This is a genomic window from Dokdonia genika (assembly GCF_042652845.1).
In the GTDB taxonomy this organism is placed as follows: Bacteria; Bacteroidota; Bacteroidia; order Flavobacteriales; family Flavobacteriaceae; genus Dokdonia; species Dokdonia donghaensis.
Genome location: NZ_JBHSHB010000012.1, coordinates 222,497 through 237,217, shown reverse-complemented (window position 1 = coordinate 237,217; position 14,721 = coordinate 222,497). Strand labels below are relative to the sequence as shown.

Here is a 14,721-nt window from a genome sequence, read left to right as displayed (position 1 = left end):
TGCAAGCTGCGATCCCCCGTGAGTAGCCGGTGTTTCAGAGTTTATTTAAAAAAAGAAAAATTACGCTTTCGCGAAAGCGCAACAAAAACGATTAATAGTAAGTGAGTACTAGTTTTAAAGACATATTTGCAGGTTTACAAGGCGACAAAGCTATATGGGCAATTGTTGCACTACTGGCATTGTTTTCATTTTTGCCGGTATATAGTGCTGCGAGTAACCTTGCTTATATAAAGGGCGACGGTAATACGGTACGTTTCTTAATTAAGCACGGGATGCACTTAGTACTTGGTTTTGCAATGCTATATGGCGTACATAAAATACCACATCATTATTTTAAAGGGCTCTCATTTATAGCATTGCCCTTTGTGATTATACTACTTATAGTAACGCTAGCCCAGGGTACCACAATGGGAGGTGCAAATGCAAGTAGATGGATTAAGATACCTATACTGGGTGTTGGTTTTCAGACATCAACCTTTGCAGGCGTTGTGCTTATGGTCTATGTAGCGCGTTATCTAGCAAAAATTAAGGATAAAGCAGTGACTTTTAAAGAAACGCTTGTTCCTCTATGGTTGCCTGTGGCGGTAGTTCTGGGACTTATATTGCCAGCCAATTTTTCGACTACGGCAATCATTGCTGCTATGATGGTTGCACTGGTGTTTTTAGGTGGGTACCCGCTTAAGTATTTGGGTATTGTAATAGCAACAGGTATTGTGGCGCTGTTATTTTTTGTGCTTATGGCAAAAGCTTTTCCAGGGATGTTCCCAAACAGGGTAGACACTTGGATAAGCCGTGTAGAAAACTTTGCAAATGATGAGGTAGATGCAGATGCAGATTACCAAATTGAAAAAGCAAAAATCGCAATTGCCTCAGGTGGTTTATTAGGTCAAGGTCCTGGTAAAAGTGTACAGAAAAACTTCTTGCCACAGTCATCTTCAGATTTTATATACGCCATCATTGTAGAAGAGTTTGGTCTTGCTGGAGCAGGTTTTCTATTGTTCTTATATATGCTATTGTTATTTAGAATAACAGTGATAGCCCATAAAGCCGAAACTATTTTTGCAAAGCTGGTGGTAGTGGGAGTAGGGTTGCCTATAGTTTTTCAAGCCCTTATTAATATGGCAGTTGCTGTAGAGTTGTTTCCTGTAACTGGGCAAACATTACCACTAGTGAGCAGTGGAGGTACATCTATATGGATGACCTGTCTCGCTGTAGGAATTGTGTTAAGTGTAAGTGCAAAGCGCAAACCTACGCCGGTAAAAGAAGAGAGTGAGTTAAACCCATTAGATGTTTTAAGTGAAGCCTTATAAAGTCATAGTATCTGGAGGAGGAACAGGTGGCCACATCTATCCTGCTATAGCCATCGCAAACGAGATAAAGCGCCGTCATCCTGACGCGCAATTTCTCTTTGTAGGTGCGAGCGACCGTATGGAGATGGATAAGGTGCCACAAGCAGGTTTTGATATAGAGGGATTATGGATAGCAGGTATACAGCGCAAGCTCACGGTAGATAATCTTATGTTTCCATTTAAACTCATAAGTAGTTTGTGGAAATCTCGTAAGATTATTAAAAAGTTTCAACCAGACGTGGTCATAGGTACGGGTGGTTTTGCTAGTGGTCCTTTACTTAAAATGGCAACTGTAGTTGGCGTACCAGCATTGATACAAGAGCAAAACAGCTATGCCGGTATCACAAATAAACTATTAGGAAAACACGTAAGTAAAGTATGTGTAGCATATGATGAGATGCATCGATTTTTTCCTAAGGAAAAGATTGTAAAAACAGGAAATCCAGTGCGCTCAGATTTACTTGATATATCAGGTAAAAGCGAGCAAGCATTGGTAAAATATGAGTTAGATGCGAGTAAAAAAGTGGTACTTGTGATAGGAGGCAGTCTTGGTGCAAAAGCAGTTAATGAGCTTATGTATGAGAAACTACCCTTCCTTAAAGAGCAAGGGGCACAGGTTTTATGGCAAACAGGTAAATTATATTATGACACCTATAAGCATCTAGATAGTGAAGATGTTAAAGTGATGGCATACATAGACCAGATGGATATGGCTTATGCTGCTGCAGATATTATTGTATCTCGCGCTGGAGCAAGCTCTGTATCTGAGTTATGTATCGTGGGGAAGGCAACTATATTTATCCCGTCGCCTAATGTAGCAGAAGATCACCAAACCAAAAACGCAAAGGCCATAGAGAAAGAAGGTGGTGCTATACTCATTGCTCAAAAAGACCTTGACAAGAAGTTTGAACTTATGTTTAAGGCGTTAATAGATGATGAGCCGTCTAGACTTGCTTTGGGCAATAAAATAAATGCGCTCGCTTTACCTAATGCGACTAGTGATATAGTAGATGAGGTAGAAAAATTATTAAAAGATAAAAAGTAGAAACTTTACAGCATACTGTGAAGAGTAATATATGAAAGCACTTAATGACATACAGAACTTTTACTTTATCGGCATAGGCGGTATAGGGATGAGTGGGCTTGCTTTTTATTTTCAAAGTGAAGGTAAAAATGTAGCAGGTTATGATAAGACGCCTTCAGATGTAACCACAAAGTTGCAAGAGGCAGGCGTTGCTGTTCATTTTCAAGATAAGGGAGATGCAATAGATGAGACCTTTGCAGATAAGGAAAACACGCTCGTTATTTATACACCTGCAGTGCCAAATACAATGGGAGAGTTAGTACGCTTTCGCGAAAGCGGGCATACCCTCAAAAAACGCGCAGAAGTGTTAGGGCTTATTGCAAACCAGTCGTTCTCGCTTGCCGTTGCTGGCACCCACGGAAAAACAACTACCTCAAGTATATTAGGTCACTTACTCGCTGCTACGGGAGCACCAGTAACAGCTTTTGTAGGAGGAATAACAAATAACTACAACGGTAACCTTATTCAGAATGGAAACGATATTACTGTTGTAGAAGCAGATGAGTTTGATAGGTCATTCTTACAGCTCACTCCAGATATATTGTGCATCACCTCTATGGATGCAGATCATCTCGATATTTATGAAGACGAGGCAGATCTTGTGGCGACTTTTCAAGAGTTTGGATCTCTTGTAGCTCCAGAAAAGAGATTTATAAGAAATGGTTTGCCACTTGCAGGTAATACGGTGGGTATAGAAGATGATGCAACATACTCGGCACAAAATGTGCGCATTGTAGACGGTGCTTATCATTTTGATTTTAAGTATCCAGAAGGTGTGCTTAAAGATTTGAAATTTACATTACCAGGAAGACACAATCTATTTAATGCTACCACGGCACTTAGTATGGCGGTGGCTAACGGTACTCCAGTAGCAAAGTTGCCAGAAGCGTTAGCTAGTTATGCGGGTGTAAATCGCAGGTTTACCTATCGTTATCAGTCTCAGTATAAGGTGCTCATAGATGATTATGCACATCACCCTACAGAGATTGCGGCGGTGTATCAAAGTATAAAAGAAATGTATCCGGGCGAGGAAGTGCTGGCTATTTTTCAGCCACATTTGTTTAGTAGAACAAAGGATTTTATGGCAGATTTTGCCACAGAGTTATCTCGTTTTGATGAGGTAGTACTACTAGATATTTACCCAGCCAGAGAGTTACCTATAGAAGGTATTACAAGTCAAGCATTATTAGATAAAATGACGCTTTCAAATAAAGAAATTGTCACAAAAAATCGCTTGCCTGAGATTGTGACAGCTTCAAATAAGAAAATTATAGTAATGATGGGCGCCGGAGATATAGGTGTAGAAATATTAAAAGTTACAAAAATATTGTAGAGTGAAAATTAATTGGTTTTACATAAAGATGCTGTTTTTACTGGGGTTCACAGTGTTTCTGTTTGGGTTTTCTGTACAGAGAAACGATGCTCGTCTTGTAGAAGAAATTACCATCTCTTTTGATGATGAAAGTGCACCTTTTGTCACTCGTGAGACCGTTAATAAATTGTTGATAGTAAGTGGAAAAAAGGTTACGGAAACGCCTAAAGAAAATTTAGCTTTGAGTATAATGGAAAATCGCGTCAAGGCGCATCCAATTATCAAGAATGCAGATGTTTATGTATCGATGAGTGGTGAGGTAGGAGTTGCAATAGAGCAACGGAAGCCTATTGCACGACTTAACGGTGCTACGTCATTTTATATAGACGAGGGTGGTGAGGTGATGCCACTGTCAGAAAATCACGCTGCACACGTCCCTCTCGTAACTGGAGTGACAGATAAGAATATAGACGAAGTATTTGAACTGGTAGATTTTATCAATAAAGATACATTTCTCTCAAAGCACATCATAGGCATATCACGCACCACTAGTGGTGAGTATATGCTCAAAGCAAGAAAACTAGGGTATACAATTGCGCTAGGTAAAGTAGAGCAACTTAATAAACGTTTCAGTAATTATAAAGCGTTTTATCAAAAGGCACAAAAAGATAAAAGCTTAGGTAATTATAAAACAATAGTGCTCAAGTATGACGGGCAAGTAGTTTGTGAGAAAAAGTAATAGAGGGTGTGATAAGAACGCTTTCGCGAAAGCGTAAACCTTCAAAATTAGAAGTATGGAAAATCAAAATATCGCAGTAGGACTGGACATAGGGACCACGAAGATCGTGGCAATGATAGGGCGGTACAATGAGTACAACAAGGTAGAAATTCTAGGTATAGGTAAGTCTAAAAGTCTTGGTGTGCATCGTGGTGTAGTTAATAATATTACCCAGACCATACAGTCTGTACAACAAGCAGTACAAGAGGCCGAAGATGTATCAGGGATTAAAATAAAAGATGTTGTAGTAGGGATAGCTGGACAGCACATACGCTCATTACAACATAGCGATTACATCACTAGAAATAACTCTGAAGAGGTAATAGATGCGCAAGATATAGAAGCATTATGTGATCAAGTACATAAACTAGTAATGCTACCTGGTGAAGAGATTATACACGTGTTACCGCAAGAGTATAAGGTAGATGGGCAGAGTGAGATTAAAGAGCCTATAGGGATGTATGGTGGTCGTGTGGAAGCAAATTTTCACGTAGTTGTAGGTCAAGTAGCATCTATAAGAAATATAGGGCGTTGTGTTAAGAGCGCTGGACTTAATTTAGATCGTATTACCCTAGAGCCGCTAGCCTCTGCAAACGCAGTGCTAAGTCAAGAAGAAAAAGAGGCCGGAGTTGCGCTTATAGATATAGGTGGTGGTACAACAGATCTTGCGATTTTTAAAGACGGGATAATCAGGCATACGGCCGTAATACCCTTTGGCGGTAACATCATCACAGATGATATTAAAGAAGGTTGTTCAATTATTGAGAAACAAGCAGAGCTGCTTAAAATAAAATTTGGATCTGCGTGGCCAGGTGAAAATAAAGATAACGAGATTGTTTCTATACCAGGGTTAAGAGGACGTGAGCCTAAAGAAATCACGCTCAAAAACCTTTCAAAAATCATACACGCACGTGTGGTTGAGATTGTTGAGCAGGTATATCTTGAGATAAAAAATTACGGTCACGAGGAGCAGAAGAAAAAACTTATAGCAGGTATAGTGCTCACAGGTGGAGGAAGCCAGCTTAAGCATTTAAAACAGCTAGTAGAATATATCACAGGTATGGATACTCGTATAGGATATCCTAATGAGCACCTAGCTGGCGATAGTGATGCAGAGACCACAAGCCCGCTTTATGCGACAGCAGTAGGCCTTGTGATGAATAGTCTAGAACACGGGCTATACAACTCACACCTTGATGCAGAAGAAGAGGTTATAGCAAAAGAAGAAGAGGTATTTACAGATACCATAAATGAAGTACAAGAAACAGACATAGAAGCAAGGCAAACTAAGCCACAAGCGCCTAAGCGCAGCATCTTTGATAGATGGGCAGATAAGTTTAAAGATTTTCTTGATAATGCAGAGTAGTGCAATAGCGTTACACTTTTAAACAAATAAGAATAAAAATCAAATCGGCGTATGGGCGTCGATCTAGTAGAATACAACGGGGCAAAAAATAAATTATATGAGTACGACACAATTTAATAACATCACATTTGATTTACCTAAAAACCAAAGCAATGTCATAAAAGTGATAGGTGTAGGTGGAGGAGGTAGCAATGCTATTAACCATATGTTCCAGCAGGGCATAAAAGGTGTAGATTTTGTAATCTGTAACACAGATGCACAGGCACTTGAGAATAGTACAGTGCCTATTAAGATACAACTAGGTGTAGGTCTTACAGAAGGTCTTGGTGCAGGAGCAAATCCAGAAGTGGGTGAGCAAGCTGCTATAGAGAGTGAGATGGATATTAAACAGATGTTAGGTACTAATACAAAGATGATCTTTATTACTGCCGGAATGGGTGGTGGTACAGGTACTGGTGCCGCTCCTGTAATTGCAAAGATGGCTCGTGAGCTTGATATCCTAGTCGTAGGGATAGTCACGATTCCTTTCCAGTTTGAAGGAAAAATGCGTAACGAACAAGCCCAGAAAGGAGTAGATAGACTACGTGCTCAGGTAGACTCACTCATTGTAATAAATAATAATAAGCTACGTGAGGTTTATGGAAACCTAGGCTTTAAAGCTGGTTTTAGTAAAGCAGATGAGGTTCTTGCCACAGCCTCAAGAGGTATAGCAGAGGTAATAACACACCACTATACACAAAACATTGACTTGCGTGATGCAAAGACAGTGTTAAGTAAATCTGGTACAGCTATAATGGGTAGCGCTACTGCTAGTGGTACAAGTCGTGCAAATGAGGCAATATCAAAAGCGCTAGACTCACCATTACTTAATGATAACAAGATTACAGGTGCAAAGAATGTACTACTACTTATCGTTTCTGGTGGTGATGAGATTACTATAGATGAGATAGGTGAAATAAATGATCACATACAAGCAGAGGCTGGTCACAGTGCAAACATCATTATGGGTGTGGGTGAAGATGACTCTCTAGGAGATGCGATTTCTGTGACAATAATAGCAACAGGTTTTAATGCGGAGCAGCAAAACGATATTGTAAACGTTGAGACAAAAAAAATCATACACACGCTAGAGGAGGAGCAAAAAGCACAACAAGACCTTATGCCAGAGGCTACAGTAGAGATACCGCCAGCAGCACCCGTTGAGCCTCAGAAACCAGTAGCACCAGCTAAGATTGTACACACGCTAGACTTAGATGAGCTGGAGGATACTACTAGCGCTTTCGCGAAAGCGCCTGTAAAAGAAGTTCCACAGGAAAAAGCTCCAGAAGCACCACAGGCTCAGTCAAGACAAGAAGCTCCAACAAGCCAGCAATATAAAATGGATATTGTGCCTACAACAGATATTATAAAAAATATCAATGTAGTATATGATGAAATTCTAGCCGAAAATGATGCAGACTTTGAAATTATAGACACAACTGTACGTCAAGAAAGCCCAGTAGTCGAAAACAAAGAGCCTGAAGGAAACGGAATGCTCTTTTTTGATATGCCACTTAATGCAGACACTACTGTACAAGAGGAAGAAAGTGCACCTAAGCTTTTTGACCTAGACGATAGCACAGCATCAATAGAAGTAAATGAGCCTATAGAAATCATTCCAGTTACCGAGCATACTAATGATGGAGAGACTCGCTACAGTCTTGAAGATTATATGGAGCTCGAAGAGACACTCTCAAGTGCCTCTATTGTAAAAGAAGATATTGATGAGGAAGAAACAATCGTTTTTGAAACAAAGACAGTTGCTCCTCAAGAGAAAGAAGAAGATGAGCCAGAGGCAGAAATAGACCCTATGAATAGCCCTATCTCAAAGTTACTTATAGATAGAGCATCAGAGCGTAAACGTAAGATGAAGGAGTTTAATTACAAGTTTAGAAATAACCAGTCACGTATAGAAGAGATTGAGAAGCAGCCTGCATATAAACGTATGGGTATAGATCTAGATGAGACGCCAAAAAAAGATGGTAACCTATCTAGAACGTCACTCTCTACAGATGATAATGACGAAGTACAACTACGTAAGAACAACTCATTTCTACACGATAATGTAGATTAATACAATTATTATTAGTGCTTTGTAGTCCAATGATCTCCCCCAAGATTGTTGGACTACTTTTTTATAGAGTGATTATTTCTACTTAAGTGGTACATATAAAACTCCGTATCTTTGATAATCTAATCAAAACAATAAATTATGAGTCTATCTAAAGATGTGATGACGGCTTTGAAGGAGGCTATGAAGGCCAAAGATCAAAATGCCCTTACATCACTACGCGCTATAAAATCTGCTATCTTACTTGCACAAACAGAAAGCGGTGCAAAAGAAGAAATAACAGAGGAGCAAGAGTTAAAATTGCTTCAAAAACTTGTTAAACAACGTAAGGATAGTGCAACCATCTTTAATGAACAAGGTAGAGCAGATCTTGCAGAGCCTGAGCTTGCTCAAGCAGAAGTTATTGCACAATTTTTACCTGAACAACTAGGAGAAGATGATATTGCCAAAGTGGTAGATGAGGTCATAGCTACTACTGGTGCTCAAGGAATGAAGGATATGGGTAAAGTAATGGGGCAGGTTAATGGCAAGCTAGCTGGTAAAGCAGACGGTAAGACTATAAGTACGATCGTAAAATCAAGACTGAGCTAGTATATACTTTAAATATAATACAATTGAAAGAGGCACAATAATGTGCCTCTTTTTTTATAACTAAGCTGAAGGAACAGCTATAATTTGTGAATACGTCGATTAATTAACACAAGTAGTGCCAATTTTCTAATTTAACATATTAAATTTTATGATGCAAGATGCTAGTTTTCAATAGGTAAGGCTAGTGTCTTTTACTTTTTTTAGTATGTTTGCGCTCTCCCCTTTTTTGTAGTAAAATTCTATCCTCAACTTATCTTTTAATTAAAAAGTTAATACTTAATACTAAAGGTTAAATGAAGAATTTTTTACGTGGGATCACGTTATTAGTCTGTTTTTTATTTTATATCACAGGGGCGGCTCAAGATGCAAAACTTGCTAGAGCAAATAAAAAATTTAATCAACTTGCATATATAGATGCAATAGAAATCTACAAAGACCTCGTAGCAGAAGGTTTTAAGTCTTATGATGTTTTTAAAAAAATAGCAGAAGCTTATTACTATAACGGTAAGTACTCACAAGCTCAAGAATGGTATAAAAAGATTACAGAAAATTATGCAGACTCGGTAAGTGCAGAGCATTATTTTAGGTATGCACAAACTTTACGTGCAACAAAGGAGTATGACGAGTCTGATGATATGATGCAGATTTTTACCACCTTGAGCGGTAATGATTTTAGAGCAAGGCTATTTAAAGAAAATCCAGACTATGTAGCTGTAGAGGGCTATAAGGAAAGTCTTTACGAAATCAATATGCTACGCACGCTTAACTCTAGGTACTCAGATTTTGGGCCCGCATATTATAATGGTCAATTAGTTTTTGCTTCGGCGAGAGATACGGGTATTGTAAGCAGGCGTATACATAAATGGACTAATCAACCTTTTTTAGATTTGTATAAATCTACAATTAAAGAAGGTGGTACAATGTCACCACCTTCACGATTTAGTAATAAACTCAATACAAAATACCACGAGAGCTCTCCTACATTTTCCAAGGATGGTAAAACGATTTATTTTACCCGTAACAATTATACCAAAGACAAGTATAAGGCCTCAAAAGATGGGATTAATAAGCTAAAGATTTATAAATCTACTTATCTCCCTTCTTCAAAAAACTGGACCATTGCAGAAGAAGTTCCCTTTAATAGTGATGATTTTTCAAATGCGCATCCGGCATTAAGTAGTGATGGTAAGTATCTCTACTTCTCTTCAGATAGGCCTGGAGGTGTGGGACGTTCAGACATCTGGAGGGTCGCTATAAATGAAGATGGGACCTATGGAGAACCGGAAAATATGGGCAAACCTATAAATACCGAAGGTAAAGAGACGTTTCCTTTTATAAGTGATACAGGTAATTTATATTATGCTTCAGACGGTTATCCAGGCTTAGGCGGTCTAGATGTTTATGTTACAAATCCCTCTTCAGAAGAAATTGCTGTTGTGGGTGTGGGAGCGCCTATTAATAGCTCTAGTGATGACTTTGGTTACATTGTAAATGATAGTATAAAAATGGGCTTTTTCTCGTCTAGTCGTGCTCAGGGTATGGGTAGTGATGACATCTACCGTTTTAAACAGACAGAAAAACCACCTCGCAAATGTGATATACCTATAAGTGGTTTTATAACAGATAAAAACACAAAAACACCTATTACAGATGCAAAGGTGCAACTTCTAGATCCTGATAATAAGGTTTTACAAGAAGTACAGGTCTCGCCTAAGGGTAAGTATACATTTGATCTTGTTTGCTCTCAGAATTATATCATACGCGCTTCCTCCAAAACGTATTACTCAAACGAAGTTTTTGTGATGACACCAGCAACAGAGCAAAGTTTAGAAAGAGATATAGAGTTAGAACTTAGACTTACAGAAGTAGGCGTAGGAGACGATCTTGCAAAGCTTCTCAATTTGAACCCTATATATTTTGACTATAACAAGTCAGATATAAGACCAGATGCCGCCCTTGAACTCACTAAAGTCATCTCTGCTATGAAGCAAGTGCCGGAGATGGTTATTAACGTGCGCTCACATACAGACAGTAGAGGTAAAGATTCTTATAACTTGTCATTATCAGATAGACGAGCAAAGTCTACAGTGGCATATATCATCTCAAGAGGTATAAAAGCAGAGCGTATAAGTGGTAATGGTTATGGAGAGACACAACTTGTAAATGGCTGTGGTAATAATAGTGATTGTACCGAGGAGCAGCACCAGTTAAACAGACGCTCAGAGTTTATTGTTGTTAATCAGTAAAGGAGTAAATTTGCGCTTTCGCGAAAGCGTAAAAAGGCTGCGTAGTTCAACTGGATAGAATATCAGATTTCGGCTCTGAGGGTTGGAGGTTCGAATCCTCTCGCGGTCACAGATAAATTTAAAAATCCCCCAGTAAGGTATAAACTGAATGGGGGATTTTAATTATAAGCTCTCTGTCTTTCAATTAATGAGGCAACTTGTCTTTAAGTATACCATATAAAAAAGTACCTAGTATTGCTGCAGCAATTACTACCAGTATAGGTACAAAACCTGCTCCTATAAGAGTAAACATAGGCCCCGGACACGCACCTGCAAGTGCCCACCCTAAGCCAAAGATTATACCACCTATAAGGTAGCGGCTTACACTCCTGGTTTTTGGATAAAAGTGTATGGTCTCCCCATAAAAAGATTTTATATTAAATTTCTTAATGAGCTGTATAGTGATAACACCTATCACCAGTGCAGAACCTATAATTCCATACATATGAAATGCGTCAAATTTGAACATTTCATAAATACGAAACCAAGAGGCAGCCTCACTCTTAAACATTGTAATCCCAAAGAGGATTCCTATAAATAAATAAACTACTGTTCTCATTAGGCAAAAATTAAGGGGTATAATAAATGTATCATCACAAGACCTCCTATAAAGAACCCTACTACGGCTATAAGTGACGGGAGTTGTAAATTACTTAATCCAGAAATCGCGTGTCCAGATGTACAACCACCAGCATAACGCGCCCCAAAGCCCACGAGGAGCCCACCTATAATGAGTATAGCTAAGGTTTTAAAATCTAACAGCGCCGAGGTTTCAAAAAGCTCTGTGGGAAGGTATGCTTTACCAGCACTATTAAAGCCTAGATCTTGTAAATCACTTATAGTTTCTGGTGTAATGGCAACGGCGGCATCTGGAGTCAAAAAATTTGTAGCTATAAAGCCACCTATAATGGCACCTATAACCACGGTGAGATTCCATTTTTGTGCACGCCAGTCTAGTTTAAAAAAGTCTGCTTTTGTACCTGCTCCACAAATGGTGCACATCGTTCTAAGGTTAGAAGACATACCAAAGTTTTTACCCACCATAAGTAGTAAAAACATTACAAAAGCAATCATTGGGCCCGATACATACCAAGGCCAGGGGGAATATATCCAATTCATTACTTGATTTTTGACAAAGAAAGCGCAAAAATAACCCCTGTTCAGTAACATTTGTTACCTAGGAGGGGTCTTTATTAATAAAGTGTTTTAATGTATTGTAAATGTGTTTGTTACGCTTTCGCGAAAGCGCAAAACTTAATAACTATGATCATCTAGTTGTACTTTTCCAGCAAAAGTCTTGTATACAAAAAATGTATAACCAAGCACCAGAGGCGTACCTATAGCCACCATTGTTAAACTTATTCCTAGTGATTTATCTGATGAAGCTGCATTGAAAATCGTAATACTATTTGCCGGATCTATCGTAGAATACAGTAAGGTAGGATACAGCTCTATAGCCACAAGCGCCATCATTAATGCAATAGTGAGAGCAGAGAAAAAGAAGGCAATTTTAAAGCGCTTTTTATGCGCTAGTCTAGGGATGTTTGCGATACTCAAAAATGTGAGAATTGGGAATATAAATAGTATAGGGTTAGACTTAAAATCATCAGATAGATGAGGGATGTAGATAAGTGTGTATAATGTGGTAATCACAAAAAATACTATAAACAGTATGATGCCCTTTTTAAGTAAGCCCTCCAGTTTATCAAAGAGCCTTCCTTCTGTTTTAAGAAGTAGATAGATAGCCCCGTGAGACATAAAAAGAAATAATGTAGTAAAGCCTGTTATGATAGCATAGGGATTTAAGAAACCTAAAAATGGACTTCCATCATACTCAAGATCTGGACCTATAGGGATGCCTTGTAAAACATTACCTAGCACTACACCTAGTAAAAATGCGAGCATTATACTGCTCACGCTATAACATATATCCCACATCTTGCGCCACCATAACCACTCTTCCTTACTTCTAAACTCTATGGCAATTGCCCTAAAAATGATAAACATTAAGAACAACATAAATGGAATGTATAAACCAGAAAAGAAGGTAGCATACATTACTGGGAAGCCAGCAAAAAGTGCACCACCACCTATTACGAGCCACACCTCATTACCATCCCATACAGGGCCCACGGCATTAAGCGCTATCCTACGGCTCAACTCTTTTCTAAAAAACAGATGCCAGGCACCGGCCCCAAAATCAAATCCATCTAGTATTGCATAACCAGAAAAAACACCACCCACAACGAGAAACCAAAGTGTAGGGTAATCTATACCAAATAAAGTTTCCATATCTAAGCGTTTAACGTGTTTGTAACTTGGTTTGTAATCTCTTTTGTAAATCTTCTTTCTTCCATATCGTTGTCGTCTTCATCATATGGCCCGTGTTTTATTTTTTTTGTCAAGAGGTATAAGAATAAAAATAGAAGTAGGGCATACACCACAAAAAATAGTATTAACGAGAATACAATTTGATTTGCCGTGACGGCTTGAGAAAATGCTTCTGAGGTTCTAAGATGTCCATATACAACCCACGGTTGTCTTCCCATCTCTGCCGCAAACCATCCTACTTGATTACCTATTTGAGCTAGGATTACAGAAAATACAAATGTTTTTAATACCCACTTGTTTGTAAATAAAGTGCCACGCCACCATAAGAAACAAGCATAAAGTGTGAGAGCTATAAAAAACATACCTATGGCAATCATTATATGATAAAACTGGAATACGGCATTTACCTGTCCTGGTCTATCTTCTTCTGGAAAAGCATTAAGACCTATGACTGGAGCCTCAAAATCTTGATCAATTAAAAATGAGAGTCCTCCAGGTATTTTAATACCAGTAACCTCTTGCGATTCATTATCTACCCAGCCAAAAAGGTATAAATCTGCAGGACCACTTTTATCATAGTGACCTTCCATCGCAGCTAGTTTTGCAGGTTGATTTTCTGCCACACCATCTGCAGAGCTATGCCCCGTTACGAGTTGCATTAATGAGAATACTGTAGCGACTCCTAGCGCAATTTTGAAAGCCATTTTTGAGATTTCTACATATCTACCTTTAAGCAAGTAATAGGCGTGCACACTTAAGACTAAAAACGCACCTGCAAGAAATGCCGCAAACCACGTATGCGTTAATCTATCTACACTAGAAGGGTTAAAAACCATCGCCCAGAAGTCTGTAATCTCTGCACGTGCATTCATTCCTTCTCCTACAATGTGATACCCCGCTGGTGTTTGTTGCCAGCTATTTGCTACTACAATCCACACTGCAGAAAACATAGAGCCCAAAAATACCCCTATGGTTGCTACAAGGTGTACCCAGGGTTTAACACGGTTCCACCCAAAAAGTAAGATGCCTAAAAAACCACTCTCAAGTGCAAAGGCAAATATTCCCTCTGCAGCTAGTGCACTCCCAAAAATGTCACCCACGTACCTAGAGTAAGTCGCCCAGTTGGTCCCAAACTCAAATTCCATCACGATACCGGTCACTACACCTATACCAAAGGTGAGTGCAAAAATCTTGGTCCAGAATTTTGCAAGAATATGATATTTTTCATTTTTAGTACGTATCCATAAGCTTTCCATTATGACCATAATAAGTCCCAGGCCTATGCTTAAGGGTGGGTATATGTAGTGAAAGGAAATAGTGAAGGCAAACTGGATTCTAGCGAGAATTTCTGTATCCATAGTGATAGTGTTTTAGCTATAACAAAGTTACTTCTAGAGGGAATTTCTCAAAGTAACTTTGGTTACATAATGTACGTGTTTTTTGGAGTTCTGTAACATAAGTAGCGTATCAATCTGGTTGCGTACAGTAATTTTGAAAGTTGAATAGTTATGCTGG

At 38.8% G+C, this 14,721-nt stretch carries 12 protein-coding genes and 1 tRNA gene; 9 read left to right on the top strand and 4 right to left on the bottom strand.

Translation table 11 applies throughout. The annotated features are described in order from the left end of the window. Positions 1–101: 101 nt before the first annotated feature. The 9 genes from ACFO5T_RS07945 (at position 102) to ACFO5T_RS07905 (ending at position 10,945) form a co-directional block, all read left to right on the top strand. Positions 102–1,310: an FtsW/RodA/SpoVE family cell cycle protein gene (locus tag ACFO5T_RS07945; RefSeq protein WP_380033446.1), complete on the top strand. Its 1,209-nt coding sequence runs from the start codon at positions 102–104 to the stop codon at positions 1,308–1,310. Continuing rightward, entirely contained in the window at positions 1,297–2,394 is a 1,098-nt protein-coding gene (gene murG, locus ACFO5T_RS07940; RefSeq protein ID WP_380033444.1) for an undecaprenyldiphospho-muramoylpentapeptide beta-N-acetylglucosaminyltransferase, read from the top strand. The genes ACFO5T_RS07945 and murG overlap by 14 nt, the downstream gene beginning before the upstream one ends. Before the next feature lie 31 nt (positions 2,395–2,425). Further along, on the top strand, positions 2,426–3,766 hold the full coding sequence (gene murC, locus ACFO5T_RS07935) for a UDP-N-acetylmuramate--L-alanine ligase (RefSeq protein WP_380033442.1): 1,341 nt from the start codon (positions 2,426–2,428) through the stop codon (positions 3,764–3,766). A gap of 1 nt (position 3,767) precedes the next feature. Then, positions 3,768–4,484, top strand: coding sequence for a cell division protein FtsQ/DivIB (locus ACFO5T_RS07930; RefSeq protein ID WP_380033440.1), 717 nt, complete (start codon positions 3,768–3,770; stop codon positions 4,482–4,484). A gap of 55 nt (positions 4,485–4,539) precedes the next feature. After that, positions 4,540–5,889, top strand: coding sequence for a cell division protein FtsA (ftsA, locus tag ACFO5T_RS07925; RefSeq protein ID WP_035327646.1), 1,350 nt, complete (start codon positions 4,540–4,542; stop codon positions 5,887–5,889). Between the two features lie 97 nt (positions 5,890–5,986). Further along, complete coding sequence (gene ftsZ / locus ACFO5T_RS07920) at positions 5,987–8,002, top strand: cell division protein FtsZ (protein ID WP_380033437.1); 2,016 nt, start codon at positions 5,987–5,989, stop codon at positions 8,000–8,002. Positions 8,003–8,140: 138 nt separating this feature from the next. Next, positions 8,141–8,590 carry a GatB/YqeY domain-containing protein gene (locus ACFO5T_RS07915; protein ID WP_380033435.1) on the top strand — a complete coding sequence of 150 codons (450 nt, stop codon included), beginning with the start codon at positions 8,141–8,143 and terminating at the stop codon, positions 8,588–8,590. Positions 8,591–8,883: 293 nt separating this feature from the next. After that, on the top strand, positions 8,884–10,836 hold the full coding sequence (locus ACFO5T_RS07910) for an OmpA family protein (RefSeq protein WP_380033433.1): 1,953 nt from the start codon (positions 8,884–8,886) through the stop codon (positions 10,834–10,836). Positions 10,837–10,871: 35 nt separating this feature from the next. Further along, positions 10,872–10,945, top strand: a tRNA-Arg gene (locus ACFO5T_RS07905). Between the two features lie 75 nt (positions 10,946–11,020). Here the strand turns inward: ACFO5T_RS07905 and ACFO5T_RS07900 are convergent. The 4 genes from ACFO5T_RS07900 to ACFO5T_RS07885 form a co-directional block, all read right to left on the bottom strand. Beyond that, the gene (locus ACFO5T_RS07900) at positions 11,021–11,434 is read right to left on the bottom strand and encodes a DUF6691 family protein (protein ID WP_298351946.1); all 414 of its coding nucleotides are present in this window, start codon (positions 11,432–11,434) and stop codon (positions 11,021–11,023) included. Continuing rightward, entirely contained in the window at positions 11,434–11,994 is a 561-nt protein-coding gene (locus ACFO5T_RS07895; protein ID WP_380033430.1) for a YeeE/YedE family protein, read from the bottom strand. Before ACFO5T_RS07895 ends, ACFO5T_RS07900 begins: the two co-directional genes overlap by 1 nt. Before the next feature lie 135 nt (positions 11,995–12,129). After that, positions 12,130–13,167, bottom strand: coding sequence for a cytochrome d ubiquinol oxidase subunit II (gene cydB / locus ACFO5T_RS07890; RefSeq protein WP_380033428.1), 1,038 nt, complete (start codon positions 13,165–13,167; stop codon positions 12,130–12,132). A gap of 2 nt (positions 13,168–13,169) precedes the next feature. Continuing rightward, on the bottom strand, positions 13,170–14,564 hold the full coding sequence (locus ACFO5T_RS07885; RefSeq protein ID WP_380033426.1) for a cytochrome ubiquinol oxidase subunit I: 1,395 nt from the start codon (positions 14,562–14,564) through the stop codon (positions 13,170–13,172). Positions 14,565–14,721 lie beyond the last annotated feature (157 nt).